This window comes from Microterricola viridarii (assembly GCF_900104895.1).
GTDB classification, from domain to species: domain Bacteria; phylum Actinomycetota; class Actinomycetes; order Actinomycetales; family Microbacteriaceae; genus Microterricola; species Microterricola viridarii.
The window spans coordinates 2,132,449-2,148,916 of sequence record NZ_LT629742.1 but is presented as its reverse complement, the minus strand read 5'-3'; the positions used below and the strand labels follow the sequence as shown (position 1 = coordinate 2,148,916).

Annotated in this window: 12 protein-coding genes and 1 pseudogene; 7 read left to right on the top strand and 6 right to left on the bottom strand. The window is 71.4% G+C overall.

Features of this window, described 5'->3' with window-relative positions:
* Positions 1–5 precede the first annotated feature (5 nt).
* From BLT62_RS09805 to BLT62_RS09780, 5 genes and pseudogenes are all read right to left on the bottom strand, one after another.
* Positions 6–368, bottom strand: coding sequence for a DUF4233 domain-containing protein (locus BLT62_RS09805; protein ID WP_172829680.1), 363 nt, complete (start codon positions 366–368; stop codon positions 6–8).
* Positions 365–1,751, bottom strand: a pseudogene (locus BLT62_RS18330) (bifunctional folylpolyglutamate synthase/dihydrofolate synthase). The gene BLT62_RS09805 and the pseudogene BLT62_RS18330 overlap by 4 nt, the downstream one beginning before the upstream one ends.
* A complete protein-coding gene (gene ileS, locus BLT62_RS09790) occupies positions 1,748–5,098 on the bottom strand; it encodes an isoleucine--tRNA ligase (RefSeq protein ID WP_083363887.1) in 3,351 nt (1,116 codons plus the stop codon). The pseudogene BLT62_RS18330 and the gene ileS overlap by 4 nt, the downstream one beginning before the upstream one ends.
* A gap of 321 nt (positions 5,099–5,419) precedes the next feature.
* The gene (locus BLT62_RS09785) at positions 5,420–6,424 is read right to left on the bottom strand and encodes a hypothetical protein (RefSeq protein WP_083363886.1); all 1,005 of its coding nucleotides are present in this window, start codon (positions 6,422–6,424) and stop codon (positions 5,420–5,422) included.
* Positions 6,421–6,771, bottom strand: a complete 351-nt coding sequence (locus BLT62_RS09780) for a GntR family transcriptional regulator (protein ID WP_083363885.1) — start codon at positions 6,769–6,771, stop codon at positions 6,421–6,423. The genes BLT62_RS09785 and BLT62_RS09780 overlap by 4 nt, the downstream gene beginning before the upstream one ends.
* 123 nt (positions 6,772–6,894) lie before the next feature.
* Here BLT62_RS09780 and BLT62_RS09775 point away from each other — a divergent pair, with 123 nt between their 5' ends.
* From BLT62_RS09775 to BLT62_RS09745, 7 genes are all read left to right on the top strand, one after another.
* The gene (locus BLT62_RS09775; protein WP_083363884.1) at positions 6,895–8,568 is read left to right on the top strand and encodes an ABC transporter substrate-binding protein; all 1,674 of its coding nucleotides are present in this window, start codon (positions 6,895–6,897) and stop codon (positions 8,566–8,568) included.
* A complete protein-coding gene (locus BLT62_RS09770) occupies positions 8,546–9,490 on the top strand; it encodes an ABC transporter permease (protein WP_083363883.1) in 945 nt (314 codons plus the stop codon). The genes BLT62_RS09775 and BLT62_RS09770 overlap by 23 nt, the downstream gene beginning before the upstream one ends.
* On the top strand, positions 9,487–10,365 hold the full coding sequence (locus tag BLT62_RS09765) for an ABC transporter permease (RefSeq protein ID WP_083363882.1): 879 nt from the start codon (positions 9,487–9,489) through the stop codon (positions 10,363–10,365). The genes BLT62_RS09770 and BLT62_RS09765 overlap by 4 nt, the downstream gene beginning before the upstream one ends.
* Positions 10,362–11,942: a dipeptide ABC transporter ATP-binding protein gene (locus BLT62_RS09760; RefSeq protein WP_083363881.1), complete on the top strand. Its 1,581-nt coding sequence runs from the start codon at positions 10,362–10,364 to the stop codon at positions 11,940–11,942. The genes BLT62_RS09765 and BLT62_RS09760 overlap by 4 nt, the downstream gene beginning before the upstream one ends.
* 67 nt (positions 11,943–12,009) lie before the next feature.
* Positions 12,010–14,595 (top strand): valine--tRNA ligase, encoded by a 2,586-nt coding sequence (gene valS, locus BLT62_RS09755; protein ID WP_083363880.1) that lies wholly within the window; start codon positions 12,010–12,012, stop codon positions 14,593–14,595.
* A gap of 9 nt (positions 14,596–14,604) precedes the next feature.
* Positions 14,605–15,066 carry a GNAT family N-acetyltransferase gene (locus tag BLT62_RS09750; RefSeq protein WP_083363879.1) on the top strand — a complete coding sequence of 154 codons (462 nt, stop codon included), beginning with the start codon at positions 14,605–14,607 and terminating at the stop codon, positions 15,064–15,066.
* On the top strand, positions 15,066–15,347 hold the full coding sequence (locus BLT62_RS09745; protein ID WP_083363878.1) for a hypothetical protein: 282 nt from the start codon (positions 15,066–15,068) through the stop codon (positions 15,345–15,347). Before BLT62_RS09750 ends, BLT62_RS09745 begins: the two co-directional genes overlap by 1 nt.
* Before the next feature lie 159 nt (positions 15,348–15,506).
* On the opposite strand, the gene BLT62_RS09740 is transcribed toward BLT62_RS09745, so the two are convergent.
* A complete protein-coding gene (locus tag BLT62_RS09740; RefSeq protein WP_083363877.1) occupies positions 15,507–16,370 on the bottom strand; it encodes a methyltransferase domain-containing protein in 864 nt (287 codons plus the stop codon).
* Positions 16,371–16,468: the final 98 nt, after the last annotated feature.

Below are 16,468 nucleotides of genomic sequence, written 5' to 3'. Positions count from 1 at the left end.
TCGGCTTAAGAAAGTGTTTTCTGGCGGTCCAGGCGCGCGCCGGTGATCATGCAGTACGCCCACATCGCGACGAACAGCGCGCCGATGAAGAACATGGCCGGGTTGAAGAAGCCGCTCAGCACGACGACCGCCTGCACGCCCCAGCCGAGGGCGTAGGCCCAGCGGTGGCGCAGCAGTCCCATCGTGGCGATGGCCAGGAGGCAGACGATGCCGCCGACCGTGAGCATCACCCAGGGCGGCAGCACGGCGCCGGGGCCGAAGGCGATGACGAGGGTCGCCAGGAAGATCACGACGAGCTCGAAGCCGAGCACGATCGAGGCGAGCGAGCGCTGCACCGAGCTCTGCCGGGGCGCGGGGGCGGCGGTCACGACTGCATCCAGTTCTCGGCGTCGGCGATCACGATCGCCTCGGCGACGAGGGTGATCGAACCGGTCACGACGACGGCCCGGCGGGGGCCGCGTCGGCCCACTCACGGGCGCTCTGCAGCGCCTCGGCGGGGTCGTTGGAGACGAACACGGCCTCCTCGCCGACCGCGTCGGCGACGAGCTCGCCGAGCTCGTAGGCGTCGATCGCCCGCTCCGAGCCGGACTGCGTCACGTGGAAGCGGGTCGCGACGGGGGTGAGCGCCTGGATGATGCCGCGGGCGTCCTTGTCGGAGAGCACGCCGAGCACGACCGCGATCTCGTCGAAGTCGAAGTAGGCGCCGAGCGCCGCGACCAGGGAGGACGCGCCGTGCGGGTTGTGGGCGGCATCCACGATGACGGTGGGCTCGATGCCGACCAGCTGCAGGCGGCCGGGCGAGGTGACTCCCCGAGCGCCTCCGTGAGGATGTCCTCGGCGATGGCCTGGGTGCCGCCGCCGAGGAAGGACTCGACGGCCGCGATGGCCAGCGCGGCGTTCTGCGCCTGGTGGCTGCCGTAGAGCGGCAGGAAGTGCTCGCTGTAGGTGCCGGCGAGGCCGCGCACCGTGATGAGCTGGCCGCCGACGGCGACGGTGCTGCTCAGCAGCTCGAAGCCGGGCGCCGCGCCCTGCACGGCCAACGTCGACTCGGTGAGCTCGGCGGCGCGGGCCAGCTCGGCCTCGGCCTCCGGCGCCTGCGTCGCGGACACGACGGCCGCGGCGGGCTTGATGATGCCGGACTTGGTGCGCGCAATCTCTCCGATCGTGTCGCCCAGCTTGCCGAGGTGGTCCAGCGCGATCGGGGCGAACACGGCGACCTGGCCGTCGGCGACGTTGGTGGAGTCCCACTCGCCGCCCATGCCGACCTCGACGACGGCGACGTCGATGGGCGCGTCGGCGAAGCTGGCGAAGGCCAGCACCGTCAGCGCCTCGAAGAACGTCAGCGGCAGCTCGTCGGCCGCGATCAGCTCGGTGTCGACCATGGCGATGTAGGGGGCGATGTCGGCCCAGTTGTGGGCGAGCGCCTCGTTGCTGATCGGCTCGCCGTCGATGACGATGCGCTCGTTGAAGCTGACCAGGTGCGGGCTGGTGAGCAGGCCGGTGCGCAGCCCGTGGGCGCGCAGCAGGCTCTCGATCATCCGGCTGGTGCTGGTCTTGCCGTTGGTCCCGGTGACGTGGATCATCGGGTACGAGCGCTGCGGGTCGCCGAGCAGCTCGACGGCGCGGCGGGTCGGCTCGAGCCGGGGCTGCGGGTTCACCTCGCCGACGCGGGCGAGCAGCTCGGCGTAGACGGCGGCCGCGGCGTCCGCGAACTCGTCGTCGGGTGTGTATGCGCTGTTGTCGTCGGTCATGCCTTCACTACTCCAATGTGCACGTGTGCGCCGCCTGCGAGCGGGGCGAGTTCTTCTGTGCCGGATGCCGCGGCGACGCTCACCTGGGTGGCGAGGGTCTCGGCGGCGATGAGCTCGGCGTGCTGCTGCACGGCCGCGAGGCCGTCCTCCGACACGACGAGGCTCAGGCTGATGCGGTCGCTGACCTCGAGGCCGGCCGCCTTGCGGGCGTCCTGCACGGCGCGGATGACGTCGCGGGCGAGGCCCTCTGCCTCGAGTTCCGGGGTGGTCGCCGTGTCGAGCAGCACGAAGCCGCCGCCGGGCAGCAGGGCCAGGGCCTGGCCCTCGCCGCCGGAGGCCGTCTCGAGCACGAGCTCGTACTCGCCGGCGGCGAGCTCGACGCCGCCGGCGGTGACGACGCCGTCGGTCTCGCTCCAGTCGCCGCTGCGGGCGGCCTGGATGACCTGCTGCACGCCCTTGCCGAGGCGCGGCCCGGCCGCGCGGGCGTTGACGGTGAGCTTGCTGGTGATGCCGTAGCGGGCGGCGCTGTCCTCGGCCAGCTCGACGAACTCAACCGACTTGACGTTGAGCTCGTCGCGCACGATCGACTCGAACGGGGCGAGCGCGGCGGTGTCGGCGGCGACGACGGTGAGCGCAGCCAGCGGCAGGCGCACGCGCAGCGCGGCCTGCTTGCGGAGGGAGAGGGCGGCACCGGTGATGGAGCGCACCTGGTCCATGGCGGCGACGAGGGCGTCATCGGCGGGGAAGGCGTCGGCCTCCGGCCAGTCGGTCAGGTGCACGCTGCGCCCGCCGGTCAGCCCCTGCCAGACGCGCTCGCTGACGAGCGGCAGCAGCGGGGCGGCGACCCGGGTGAACGCCTCGAGCACGGTGGCGAGCGTGTCGAAGGCCTCGCTGTTGCTGCCGTCGGCGCCGACGCCGGCCCAGAAGCGGTCGCGCGAGCGGCGCACGTACCAGTTGGTGAGCACGTCGGCGAAGTCGCGCAGCTTGGCGGCGGCCAGGGTGCTGTCCAGCGCGTCGAGGTCGGTGGTGACATCCTCGATGAGCGTGCGGGTCTTGGCCAGCAGGTAGCGGTCGAGCACGTCGCCGGAGTCGGTGCGCAGGGTGGCCTCGTAGCCGCCGGCTGCTTCATTCGAACCGGCAGACGCGTTGGCGTACAGGCTGAAGAAGTACCAGGTGCTCCAGAGCGGCAGCATGACCTGGCGGACGCCCTCGCGGATGCCCTCCTCCGTCACGACGAGGTTGCCGCCGCGCAGCACGGAGCTGGACATCAGGAACCAGCGCATGGCGTCGGAGCCGTCGCGGTCGAAGACCTCGGAGACGTCCGGGTAGTTGCGGAGCGACTTGGACATCTTCTGGCCGTCGGAGCCGAGCACGATGCCGTGGCTGACGACGTTCTTGTACGCGGGTCGGTCGAACAGCGCGGTGGAGAGCACGTGCATGACGTAGAACCAGCCGCGGGTCTGCCCGATGTACTCGACGATGAAGTCGGAGGGGTGGTGCTCGCCGAAGAACTCCTGGTTCTCGAACGGGTAGTGCACCTGGGCGAACGGCATCGAGCCGGAGTCGAACCAGACGTCGAGCACGTCGGAGATGCGGCGCATCGTGGACTGACCGCTGGGGTCGTCCGGGTTCGGCCGGGTGAGGTCGTCGATGTAGGGGCGGTGCAGGTCCGGCTCCCCCGCCGCGTTCAGCGGCAGCGTGCCGAAGTCGCGCTTGAGCTCGTCCAGCGAGCCGTACACGTCGACGCGCGGGAACTCGGGGTTGTCGCTCTTCCAGACCGGGATCGGCGAGCCGAAGTAGCGGTTGCGGCTGATCGACCAGTCGCGGGCACCCGCCACCCATTTGCCGAACTGGCCGTCCTTGACGTTGTCCGGCACCCAGTTGATGTCCTCGTTCAGCTCGACCATGCGGTCGCGGAACTCGGTGACGCGGACGAACCAGCTGGAGACGGCCTTGTAGATCAGGGGGTTGCGGCAGCGCCAGCAGTGCGGGTAGCTGTGCTCGTAGCTGGCCTGGCGGAGCAGGCGGCCCTCGGCCTTCAGCAGCTGCGTGAGCGGCTTGTTGGCGTCCATCCAGAGCTGGCCGGCGACATCCGTCACCGCGGGCAGGAACTTGCCACCGTCGTCGAGCGAGAGGATGACGGGGATGCCCGCCGCCTCGCAGACCTTCTGGTCCTCCTCGCCGTAGGCGGGGGCCTGGTGCACGATGCCGGTTCCGTCGGAGGTGGTGACGTAGTCGGCGGTGAGGATGCGCCAGGCGTTCTCGGTGCCCCACTCCTCGGTGTCGGCGTAGTAGTCGAACAGGCGGTCGTAGCTGACGCCCTCGAGCTCGCGGCCGCGGACGGTGCGCGAGATCGCGGCGGTGGCCTCCTCTGCGCTGTCGTAGCCGAGGTCCTTGGCGTAACCGGCGACCAGGTCGATCGCGATCAGGTACTCGCCGCCGAGCACCTCGGTGTGCGCGGCGGTGCCCTCGGCCTCCTCGCGGAGCACGGTGGCATCCGGGGTGCCGTTGGGGCCGGCCGGGACGACCGCGTACTCGATGTCGGGGCCGACGGCGAGGGCGAGGTTGGTGGGCAGGGTCCACGGCGTCGTCGTCCAGGCGAGGGCGCGCACGGCGGTGAGGCCGAGCGACTCCGCCTTCGGGCCGGTCAGCGGGAAGGTGACGGTGACCGTCTGGTCCTGGCGCATCTTGTAGACGTCGTCGTCCATGCGCAGCTCGTGGTTGGAGAGCGGGGTCTGGTCGCGCCAGCAGTAGGGCAGCACCCGGTAGCCCTCGTAGGCGAGGCCCTTGTCGTGCAGGGTCTTGAATGCCCAGATGACACTCTCCATGTAGCTGGTGTCGAGCGTCTTGTAGTCGTTGTCGAAGTCGACCCAGCGGGCCTGCCGGGTGACGTACTCCTGCCACTCCTTGGTGTAGCGCAGCACCGACTCCTTGGCCGCGCTGTTGAACGCGGCGATGCCCATCTCCTCGATCTGGCTCTTGTCGGTGATGCCGAGCTGGCGCTCCGCCTCGAGCTCGGCGGGCAGGCCGTGGGTGTCCCAGCCGAAGCGGCGGTGCACCTGCTTGCCGCGCATGGTCTGATAGCGCGGGAAGACGTCCTTGGCGTAGCCGGTGAGGAGGTGGCCGTAGTGCGGCAGGCCGTTGGCGAAGGGCGGGCCGTCATAGAAGACCCACTCGTCCTCGCCCTCGCGCTGGTCGATGGAGGCCTGGAAGGTGCCGTCCTGCTTCCAGAACGCGAGCACCTCCTCCTCGATCGCGGGGAAGTTCGGCGACGGCGTCACGCCGAATGCGGCGCCGGAGCCCGCGGTGGAGGAGGAATCGGGGGTGTTCGAGTCTTTGGGGTACACGTGTGTCTCCTGGACGGCTGACGGATGCTGTTGGCCACTTCCACGAGGACGGCGGGCCTCTGCCTGCCGCGGTACCACCTCGCTTGCTCCCCGATGCCGCCTTCGGCAGCCGGGAAGCCGCTTGTTCCTTGGCGATGACGGGCCAGCCCCGCTCGGTTCTACCTCAGTCGGATGCCGTGGCGCCCGCCTGTTCTCTTCCGAGGACTCCCCGGTGATGGCCGGTTCGCAGTCTGTGCCTCTAAGAATAGCGGGTCGGAGCCCGGACCCGAGCCGCTTCGCCCAACTCCGCCGGCCCGCGCTCGTTCAGCGGGCCGGCGGCGTTCAGCGGGCGCCGGCGCCCTGCAGCACCGCGACGGCCGTCTCGGCGTCGTCGACGGGCACGACGAGCACCTTCCCGTTGCTGCGGGTGACCTCGATCGCCGGGCCGGCCTGCAGGATGATTCCGGTGCGCCCGCCGTTCCAGCGCCAGCCCCAGCCGCCGAAGTCGCCGACCGGGTTCACCGCGATCAGCCGCACATCGGCCACCTCACTCAGCGGAATCCGGATCGCCGGCCAGCCGGCGACGGAGACGACGTTCACCCCGTGCTGCCCGACGCTGACCCTCCAACGGACGGTCGTGAGCGCCACGGCGAGCACCACGAACAGCGGCAGCAGCACGAGCACCAGCACCTCCTCGCCGCCGAGCGCCGCGGCGAGCGTGCTCCCGATCCCCAGCGCGAACACCGCCAGGATGAGCAGCAGCACGCCGCGGGCTGCGGACACGGTTCCCGTCCAGAAGACGCGCTCCGACGGGCCGACGTCCAGCGGCTCGACGTCGAACGCGTACGGCGGCGTGCGGTCGGCGCGCGGAAGCAGGAACCAGGCGGCCGCGGCCGCGACGAGCCCGAGCAGGGCACCGAGCAGCAGCCAGGGCAGGGGATCTGGTGCGGTGCTGGCGTCGCTCAAGCCGCGTTGCGTCGCAACCGAGCCGGCGATGCCGACACTGAGCAGGACGGACAGCCAGAGCGAGGTCACGGCCAGCACCTTCTGGGCGGGCCGGGGGCGGCCACGCTCGGCGAGATGCGCGAACGAGAAGGCCATCACGCCACTGAAAAGACCGACCGTCCCGAGAACGATGGCGACGAGCTCCCACGGGCTGCCGAAGTCGTTCACCCCCTCCGAGCCCCAGTGGATCCCGATCACCGCCGGCAGGGTCGGGATCCAGCTGATGATGACGAGTGCGGATGCCACGGCGACCGCGAGCGGCAACACGACGGCCACCAGGAGGAGTCGGGAGCGCGTCACCGCTCGCTGCTCCGGGTTGGCGTGCTGGGTGGAGTCGTTCACTTGTAGGCCTCTCTGATGAGCGAGAGCAGGGCGCTCTCCGAAACGTTGCGCAGCTTGGCCTCGTCGACTAGGTCGTGGATCGCGCCGGCCAGCGCGGCGTGCTGACCGATCCGCCCGGCGACGATGGCGCCGCGGCCCGGCCGCATGTCGAGCAGGCCCTCCTCGCGCAGGATCTGGTAGGCGCGCAGCACCGTGTGCACGTTGATGTCGAGGGCGCCGGCCAGCTCCCGGGCGGGCAGCAGCCGCTCCCCCACGGTGAGCCGCCCGTCGATGACCGAGGCACGGATGCCGGCCGCCAACTGTTCGAACAGCGGCGTGGAGAGGGTGGGATCGATGCGGATGAGCACACATCGATCCTATTGTTCTAGCTGGACTATAACAAGTGGCGTGCCGAGCGCCTCTCCCGGTGCCATGATTATGACGCGCTCGCTCAACGCCGGGCGCACTTCCCCTCCCCAGCAAGGATCTCGATGCCTGCCCTGCCCTCCCGCGCCGCCCGGCGCGCACTGCTGCCGCTGGCAGCCTCCGCCGTCCTGCTGCTCGCCGCGTGCAGCGCCCCCACCGGGGACGCCGCCGGCACCACCGGCACCGCGGCATCCGGAACCCCCGTGAGCGGCGGCACCCTCGTCTACGCCAGCGGCGACGCCGAGCCCGACTGCCTCGACCCGCACGTCGGCGGCAACTACCCGCAGGCACTCATCGCCGGGCAGTACCTGGAGTCGCTCGTGTCGATCGACGACAACGGCCGGATCATCCCCTGGCTCGCCGACAGCTGGGAGATGGCAGAGGACGGCCTCACATGGGAGTTCACGCTGCGCGACGACGTGCGCTTCAGCGACGGCACCCCGCTGACCGCCGCCGACGTGAAGGCCACCGTCGAGCACGTCCAGGACCCGGCCACCGGCTCCTCCACCGGCTACCTCGCCCTCGGCAAGGTGGCCGGCGTCGAGGCGGTGAGCGACACGGTCGCGCGCTTCACCATGACCGCCCCGGACAGCGCCCTGCTCGAGTCGCTCAGCCAGCCGTGGCTGGCCATCGAATCGGCCGCCGGCATCGCCCGCGGCCTCGACGAGAACTGCCAGGCGCCGATCGGCACCGGCCCGTTCGCCGTCGACGGCTGGGTCAAGCAGGACCACGTCGCGCTCGTGCGGAACGACAACTACAGCTCGCCGCCCGCCGACGCCGCCCACGAGGGCCCCGCCTACCTGGAGGCGATCGACTGGCGCTTCCTGCCGGACTCCGCCTCCCGCTACGCGGCGCTGCAGGCCGGCCAGGTGCAGGTCATCGACAACGCCCAGCCGGACACGCTGGCCGCCGCCGCATCCGCCGGCACCTTCACCGAGATCGACGCGCCCCGGCCGGGCGCCTCGAACCGGCTCGAGCTGAACTCCGGCCAGGCGCCCTTCGACGACCCCCTCGTGCGCGAGGCCTTCATCCGCGCCGTCGACGTCAACGACGGCATCGATTCCCTCTTCTTCGGCACCGCCGCGCGCTCCTACTCCGCGCTCTCCAGCGTCGAGCCGCTCGGCTACTCCGACGAGTCGCTGTTCGGCACCGACCTCAAGAAGGCCAACGCCCTGCTCGACGAGGCCGGATGGTCGGAGAAGGATGCCGACGGCATCCGCGTCAAGGACGGCCAGCGCCTGAGCCTCGCGTTCCCCGTCAGCACCAACCAGTCGATCCCGGCCGAGCAGTCGCTGTTCGAGCAGGTGCAGGCGACGGCGGCCGAGGCCGGCTTCGAGGTCGTCATCACCCCGCTCGACCTCTCCAGCTGGTACGGCGCCCTGTTCACGAACGACTACGACGTGGTCAGCGCCCCGTACACGAAGGTCGGCCCGGACGTGCTGCGGATCCTCTACCACTCGGACAGCATCACCCCGGCGCCGAGCGGCTACTTCGCCAACCTGGCCCAGCTGAGCGACCCGGAGCTCGACAGCCTCCTCGCCCAGGCGGCGAGCAGCCTGGACGCCGACGAGCGGCAGACCCTCTACACCGCGGCGCAGAAGAGGATCCTCGGCAGCTTCACCGTGCTGCCGCTCTACGACCAGCAGAACCACTTCCTGCTCTCCCCCACGCTGCACGGCGCGCGCGCCATCGGCACCGTGTCCACCCCGAGCTTCTATGACGCCTGGCTCAGCGAGTAGGGTCGCCGCCCGCGTCGCCGGCGCCGTCTTCGTGCTCTGGGCCGTCGCGACGATCACCTTCTTCGCGCTGCGGCTGATCCCCGGCGACCCGGCGCTGGCGGTGCTCGGCGGGCCGGGCTCGCAGGCCTCGCCGGAGGCGCTGGAGCAGGTGCGGCAGCAGTACGGCCTGGACCAGCCGCTCGCCGTGCAGTACGCGGCGATGCTCGGCCGACTGCTCTCCGGCGACCTCGGCCAGTCGTACGCCCTCAAGGTGCCCGTCGCCGACCTGCTCGGCGCGCAGCTGCCCGGAACGGTGTTGCTGGCGGTGGCGGCCCTCGCGGTGGCCTGGCTGCTCGCCCTGGCGCTCGCGCTCGTCTCGACGGGGGCGGGCCGCGTGGCGACGTCCGTCGCCAGCGGCATCGAGCTCACCAGCGCCGCCCTGCCGCACTTCTGGCTGGCGACGGCGCTGATCGCGCTGTTCAGCACGGCCCTCGGCTGGTTCCCGCCGGTGTCCACCGGCGATCTCGGCGGCCTGGTGCTGCCCGTTCTCACGCTCGCCGTGCCGCTGGCCGGGTTTCTGGCCGCCGTGATGCGGGAGGGCATGCTGGACGCCCTCGCCCAGCCGTTCGTGCTCTCGGCCCGCGCCCGCGGCGAGAGCGCCGTCGGCGTCAGCCTGCGGCACACCATCCGGCACGCCGCGATCCCCGCCGTCGCCCTCTCCGGCTGGGCGCTCGGCACCCTGCTCTCCGGCGCGGTGGTCGTCGAGACGATCTTCGCCCGGCCCGGGCTCGGCCGCACCCTGCTGCAGGCCGTCACCGCCCGCGACGTGCCCGTCGTCACCGGCGTCGTCCTCGTCGTGGCGCTGATCTACGTGCTCATGACGCTGCTCAGCGACGTCGTCTCCGCCCTCGTCGACCCACGCAGGGAGGCGGTGACGGCATGAGCGAGCTCGAGCTCCGCACGGTCGCCGTTGGCGTCCGGCCGCGCGCCGGCGCCCTGCGCATCGGAACTGTGCGCATCGGAACAGTGCTGGCGGCGGCGTTCGCGCTGTACCTGCTGCTGGCCTGTCTCGTGCCGGCTGCCGTCGCGCCGCTGGACCCGAACCAGATCGCCCCGCGCGACGCATTCTCCCCGCCGTCGCCCGCGCACTGGTTCGGCACCGACGAGTCCGGGCGCGACGTGTACAGCCGCGTCGTCTTCGGCACAGCCAACTCGCTGCTGATCGGCGTGGCGGCGACCGCCATCGGACTGACGCTCGGCCTGGCCCTCGCCGTGCTCGCCGCGTTCGGCGGCCGCGTGTTCGACTTCACGGTGAACCGCACGGTCGAGGTGCTGTTCGCGTTCCCCGGGCTGCTGCTCGCCCTGCTCGTGATCGTCATCGCCGGGCCGGGGCCGGTCACCGCCACCCTCGCGGTCGGGCTCTCGACGGCGCCCGGCTACGCGCGGATCCTCCGCGGCCAACTGCTCGCGGTCCGGCGCTCCGGCTACGTCGAGGCGGCCAGGGTGCTCGGCCACCGGCCGCGCCGGATCCTCGGCAGGCACATCCTGCCGAACGCGCTCGCGCCGCTGCTCGTGCTGGCCACCCTCGGCATCGGCCAGGCCATCGTCTGGGCGTCCGCGCTGAGCTTCCTCGGGCTCGGCGCACTGCCGCCGACCGCGGAGTGGGGCGCGATGCTCTCCGCCGGGCGCCCCTACCTGGCCACGGCCTGGTGGCTGACGGTGTTCCCCGGGCTGATGATCGTGCTGACCGCCGTGGCCAGCACCGTGCTCGGCCGAGCGCTGACCCGCGTCCGCGCCAGGGAAGGTGGCACACAGTGAATGAGCTTCTCGATGTGGCCGGGCTCAGCGTGCGCTTCGGCGACGAGACCGTCGTGCAGGGCGTCGACCTGGTGCTGCGCCCCGGCGAGTGCGTGGCCATCGTCGGCGAGTCGGGCTCGGGCAAGAGCGTCACCGCGCGGGCCTTGCTCGGCCTGGCCGGCGCGCGCGCCGAGGTGCGGGCGGACCGCCTCGTCGTGGCCGGGCGGGACCTCCGGAAGGCCACGGAGCGCCAGTGGCGCGCCATCCGCGGCACCGAGGTCGGGCTCGTCCTGCAGGATGCCCTCGTCTCGCTCGACCCGCTGCGGCCGATCGGGCGCGAGATCGGCGACGCCATCCGGCTGCACGAGCGCGGCGGCGCCGGCGCGGTGCAGGCCCGGGTGCGCGCGCTGCTGGAGCGGGTGGCCATGCCGGACCCGGATGCCGCCATGCGCCGCCGCTCCGGCGAGCTGAGCGGTGGACTCCGCCAGCGGGCCCTCATCGCCGCCGCCCTCGCCCTGAACCCGCCCATCGTCATCGCCGACGAGCCGACCACCGCGCTCGACGTCAGCGTGCAGGCGCGCATCCTCGAGCTGCTGGCCGAGATCACCGCCCAGGGCACCGCGCTGCTCCTGATCAGCCACGACCTCGCCGTCGTCAGCGCCCTCGCCGACCGCGTGCTCGTCATGCGGGGCGGGCGGGTCATCGAGCAGGGCAGCACCGCCGAGGTGCTCGGCGCCCCGCGGGAGGAGTACACGAAGCGCCTCATCGCCGCCGTGCCCGACCACGCGCCCCGCGCGGCGCAGCCGGTGCGGCCGGCGCACCCGGCGCACCCGACGCAGCCGGCGCGGCCTGCCGTGCTGGCGGTCGAGGGCGTCTCCCGCTCCTTCGCCAGGGACGGCGGCCGGGTGCAGGCCGTCGACGGGGTCTCGCTGGAGCTCGGCCGCGGCGAGACGCTCGGCCTGGTCGGCGAGTCCGGCTCCGGCAAGAGCACGCTGGCCCGCATCCTGCTCGGGCTGGAGACCCCGGATGCCGGCACGGTGCGCCTGGACGGCGAGGCCTGGGCGCCGCTGCCCGAGCGGGCCCGCCGGGCGCGCCGGCACCGGATCGGCGCCGTCTACCAGGACAGCCTGAGCTCCTTCGACCCGCGCTGGAGCGTCGGGCGCATCCTCCGGGACGCCTCCCGCGGCGCGGGAGTGCCGGAGCTGCTCGGCCAGGTCGGGTTGGCGCCGGAGCTGGCGGCGCGGCATCCGCTCACCCTCTCCGGCGGGCAGCGCCAACGCGTCTCGATCGCCAGGGCGCTGGCCGCAGAGCCCGAAATCCTGATCTGCGACGAGCCCGTCTCGGCCCTCGACGTCACCGTGCAGGCGCAGATCCTCAAGCTGCTCGGGCGGCTGCAGCGCGAGCGCGGCCTGAGCATGCTGTTCATCTCGCACGACCTCGGCGTGATCAGGCAGCTGAGCGACCGGGTCGCCGTCATGCAGGCCGGGCGGGTCGTGGAGCAGGGCGAGGCCGCAGCGCTGTTCGCCCGGCCGGGGCACGCGTACACGGCGCAGCTGCTCGCCGATGCGCCGCGCCTTTCGGTCGGCCGCGTCCGGTAGCCTTGTTGAGCTGACTATCAGGCACCTCACCACCGACACGGTGCCGCCCACAACGAACCGGAGCCTCATGACTACCCCCGATCGCGTTCCAGACAAGCCCGCACTCGAAGGGCTGGAAGCCAAGTGGGGCCAGGTCTGGGAGACCGCTGGCACCTACCGCTTCGACCGTGCGGGCGCCACCCGCGAGTGCATGTACTCGATCGACACGCCGCCGCCGACGGCATCCGGTTCGCTGCACATCGGCCACGTCTTCTCCTACACGCACACCGACGTCGTCGCCCGCTTCCAGCGCATGCGCGGCAAGAGCGTGTTCTACCCGATGGGCTGGGACGACAACGGCCTGCCCACCGAGCGCCGCGTGCAGAACTACTACGGCGTCCGCTGCGACCCGACCCTGCCGTACACGGCCGATTTCGTTCCCCCCTTCGAGGGCGGCGACGGCAAGAGCACCAAGGCCGCCGACCAGCAGCCGATCAGCCGCCGCAACTTCATCGAGCTGTGCGAGCGCCTCACCGTCGAGGACGAGAAGCAGTTCGAGGCGCTCTGGCGCACCCTCGGCCTCTCGGTCGACTGGACGCAGAGCTACCGCACCATCGGCGACGAGGCCCTGTTCACCTCGCAGCTGGCCTTCATCCGCAACGTCGAGCGCGGCGAGGCCTACCAGGCCATGGCCCCGACGCTCTGGGATGTCACCTTCCGCACCGCCGTCGCCCAGGCCGAGCTGGAGGACCGCGACCAGCCGGCCGCCTACCACCGGGTCAGCTTCCACAAGCCCGATGGCGGCACGATCGAGATCGAGACCACCCGCCCCGAGCTGCTCGCGGCCTGTGTCGCCCTCGTCGCGCACCCGGATGACGAGCGCTACAAGCCCTTCTTCGGCAGCACCGTGACCACCCCGGTGTTCGGCGTCGAGGTGCCCGTGCTCGCGCACCACCTCGCCCAGCCGGACAAGGGCTCCGGCATCGCCATGATCTGCACCTTCGGCGACGTCACCGACGTGGTCTGGTGGCGCGAGCTGCAGCTGCCGAACCGGGCCATCATGGGCTTCGACGGCCGCATCATCGGCGAGGCGCCCGAGGCCATCACGAGCGAGGCCGGCCTCGCCGCCTACGCCCAGATCGCCGGCAAGACCGTGTTCTCCGCCAAGGCCGCCATGGTCGAGCTGCTCCGCGCGAGCGGCGAGATGATCGGCGAGCCGAAGAACATCCAGCACCCGGTCAAGTTCTTCGAGAAGGGCGACAAGCCGCTCGAGATCGTCTCCACCCGCCAGTGGTACATCGGCAACGGCGCGAAGGACGAGGCGCTCCGCGCACGTCTGCTCGAGCACGGCGCCGAGCTGGAGTGGCACCCCGACTTCATGCGCGTGCGCTACGAGAACTGGGTCGGCGGCCTGACCGGCGACTGGCTGATCTCCCGCCAGCGCTTCTTCGGCATCCCGATCCCCGTCTGGTACCCGCTGGACGCCGACGGCAACCCCGTCTTCGACGCGCCGATCATCGCCGGCCGCGAGATGCTGCCCGTCGACCCGTCCAGCGACACCGCCCCCGGCTACGAGGAGGCCCAGCGCGGCGCCCCGAACGGCTTCATCGGCGAGCTCGACGTCATGGACACCTGGGCGACCTCCTCGCTCACCCCGCAGCTGGCCGGCGGCTGGGAGCGCGACCCGGAGCTGTTCGACCTGGTCTTCCCCTATTCGCTGCGCCCGCAGGGCCAGGACATCATCCGCACCTGGCTGTTCTCCTCCATGCTGCGCGCCGAGCTCGAGCACGGCGTCGCGCCGTGGAAGCACGCCAGCATCTCCGGCTTCATCGTCGACCCCGACCGCAAGAAGATGTCCAAGTCCAAGGGCAACGTCGTCACCCCGGCCGACATCCTCGAGCAGCACGGCTCCGACGCGGTGCGCTACTGGGCCGCCTCCTCGCGCCTCGGCACGGACGCGGCCTTCGACCCGCAGAACCCGACCCAGATCAAGATCGGACGCCGCCTCTCCATCAAGATCCTGAACGCGGCCAAGTTCATCTTGAGCTTCGAGCAGGGCGCGGATGCCGGCACGCTCGAGACGGTGACGGAGCCGCTGGACCTCAGCATGCTCGCCTCGCTGCACACCGTGATCGACCAGGCAACCGCCGCGTTCGAGAACTACGACCACGCCCGCGCGCTGGAGCTCACCGAGAGCTTCTTCTGGACGTTCTGCGACGACTACCTCGAGCTGGTCAAGGAGCGCGCATACGCCGACGGCGCCGGACAGGCCTCGGCGACGACCGCACTGCGCATCGCGCTGTCCGTTCTGCTGCGCATGTTCGCCCCCTTCGTGCCGTTCGCGACGGAGGAGGCGTGGTCCTGGTCCAACGAGGGCAGCGTGCACACCGCCAGCTGGCCCGTGTCCGTCCCACTGCCCGATGCGGCGCCGCAGGTGCTCGCCCTGGCCGGCCAGGCGCTCATCGGCATCCGACGCGCCAAGACCGACGCAAAGGCGTCACAGAAGACAGCCGTGACCTCGGCGACTATCATGGCAACTTCGGAGCAGCTTCAGCTGCTCCGTCTGGCTGCAGAAGACCTCAAGGCGGTCGGACGCATCCAGGAGCTGAGCTTCGTCGAAGGCACTGAGATCGCCGTCACCGATATTGTTTTCGCCCCCGCGCAGGAGAGCTAGGAGAGCCGCATGACCGTGCAGATTCGCCCGATCGCCGATGGAGACTTCTTCAATTGGATCGGCCTCTATGAGGGTTACAACAGCTTCTACAACAAGCAGCTGACCGACCAGAAGGCGCTCATCCTGTGGAGCTGGCTGGTCGACAAGAACCACGAGAGCTTCGGCTACGTGGCCGAGGAGGACGGCGAGCTCATTGGGCTCGCCCACCTGCGGGAGTTCGCCCGGCCGCTGGACGCCAGCCGGGGCCTGTTCCTCGACGACCTCTACGTGGCCGACTCGGCCCGCGGCAACGGCGTCGGCGCCGCGCTGCTGGAGACCGCCAAGGACTACGCCAGGGAAAACCGACTGAGCGTCGTGCGCTGGATCACCGCCAGCGACAACGAGGTGGCGCAGCTGCTCTACGACAAGGTCGCGGAGCGCACGGACTGGGTCACCTACGACATGGACCCGAACGCAGAGGGCGGCGCCTGATGCAGCTCGGCAAGCGGTGGGCGTTCGGCGCGAGCGCGCCGGACACCCTGCCCGAGGTCGTCCTCGTCGCCGTCGAGGCGGTCGAGAGCGATGAGGCGCCGGCCGGCGTCGACCGCTCCACCTGGCGCTGGACGCTGACCTGGCTGGAGAACAAACCGGTGCTCGAGCTGGATGACGGCACCGTCATCCGGTACGACGCCGAGGCGGACAGCGCCACGATCACGCAGCGCGTGCCCGCCAGCACCAGCGAGTTCGCCGAGAGCGACGACGAGGACTGGTAGCGTTCCGATCGACGGGACGGGCAACCCTCCCGCCGGTCGACCACCGGGTCTGGTTCCTCCGCCCGCTGGTCGAACCTGTCGAAACCCCACCGATACCGGTGACCATTCCCGAGGTTTCCTGAGGTTGGGCTGCCGCCTTTCGCGACGCTTCGCGTCGCGCTACTTGGTCGCGATGATCTCGCCGTGGGGCATGCCGAGCCAGCCGTCGGCGTCGGCCGCCCAGTAGCGCCAGCCCTCGGAGATCTCCTGCAGGTCGGAGAGGGTGGCGACGCCGGTCTCGATGGCCTGCGCGGCGAAACTCGACTCGAGCGCGCGTTCGGCCCAGCTGCTCCCCCACCAGTCGCGCTCGGCGTCCGTGGCGAAGCACCACATCGTCGCCGAGCACTCGATGGAGTGGAAGCCCGCGTGCCTGGCCCACGCCTTGAGCGAGCGGCCGGCATCCGGGAACGCGCCATTGCCGAGCATCACGGCGCGCATGCTCGCCAACCAGAGGTCCAGCGCGGGCAGCGCCGGGTACCACGAGGTGGAGCCGTAGATGACGTCGCGCACCGCGAGGATGCCGCCGGGCTTCAGCACGCGCCGCATCTCCCGCATCGCGTCCACCGGCCGGGCCAGGTGCTGCATCACCTGGTGCGCGTGCACGACGTCGAAGCTGTCGTCCGGGAAGTCCAGCGCGTAGACGTCTCCGACGGAGAAGCGCACGTTGCGCAGCCCGCTGTCGGCCGCCAGGGCCTGGGCCTGCTCGATGACGTCGGCCGCGGAGTCGATGCCGACGACCTCGCCGGGGGCGACGCGCGGGGCCAGGTCGACGGTGATGGTGCCCGGGCCGCAGCCGACGTCGAGCACCCGCTGCCCGGCGGCCAGGTGCGGGAGCAGGTAGCCGGCCGAGTTCTGCACGGTGCGCCAGGAGTGGGTCCGCAGCACGCTCTCGTGGTGGCCGTGGCTGTAGCGCTCGGGCGGCGCGGTCTCGCTGCGATCGGTCTCCGGCAGGTACGGGTCCTCTGGCGTGCTTCCAATGCTCATGTGCCGAGCCTAGCCCCGCCCGCCGAGGGTGGGCAGGCGCCGAGGGTGGGCAGACACAGAGAAGCGGCCCGCACCTCGTGGAGGTGCGGGCCGCTTCG

Coding starts and splice junctions, on each gene's coding strand:
- BLT62_RS09775 (WP_083363884.1), top strand. CDS start 6,895: ATGCCTGCCCTGCCCTCCCGCGCCGCCCGGCGCGCACTGCTGCCGCTG.
- BLT62_RS09770 (WP_083363883.1), top strand. CDS start 8,546: ATGACGCCTGGCTCAGCGAGTAGGGTCGCCGCCCGCGTCGCCGGCGCC.
- BLT62_RS09765 (WP_083363882.1), top strand. CDS start 9,487: ATGAGCGAGCTCGAGCTCCGCACGGTCGCCGTTGGCGTCCGGCCGCGC.
- valS (WP_083363880.1), top strand. CDS start 12,010: ATGACTACCCCCGATCGCGTTCCAGACAAGCCCGCACTCGAAGGGCTG.
- BLT62_RS09750 (WP_083363879.1), top strand. CDS start 14,605: ATGACCGTGCAGATTCGCCCGATCGCCGATGGAGACTTCTTCAATTGG.
- BLT62_RS09745 (WP_083363878.1), top strand. CDS start 15,066: ATGCAGCTCGGCAAGCGGTGGGCGTTCGGCGCGAGCGCGCCGGACACC.
- BLT62_RS09740 (WP_083363877.1), bottom strand. CDS start 16,370: ATGAGCATTGGAAGCACGCCAGAGGACCCGTACCTGCCGGAGACCGAT.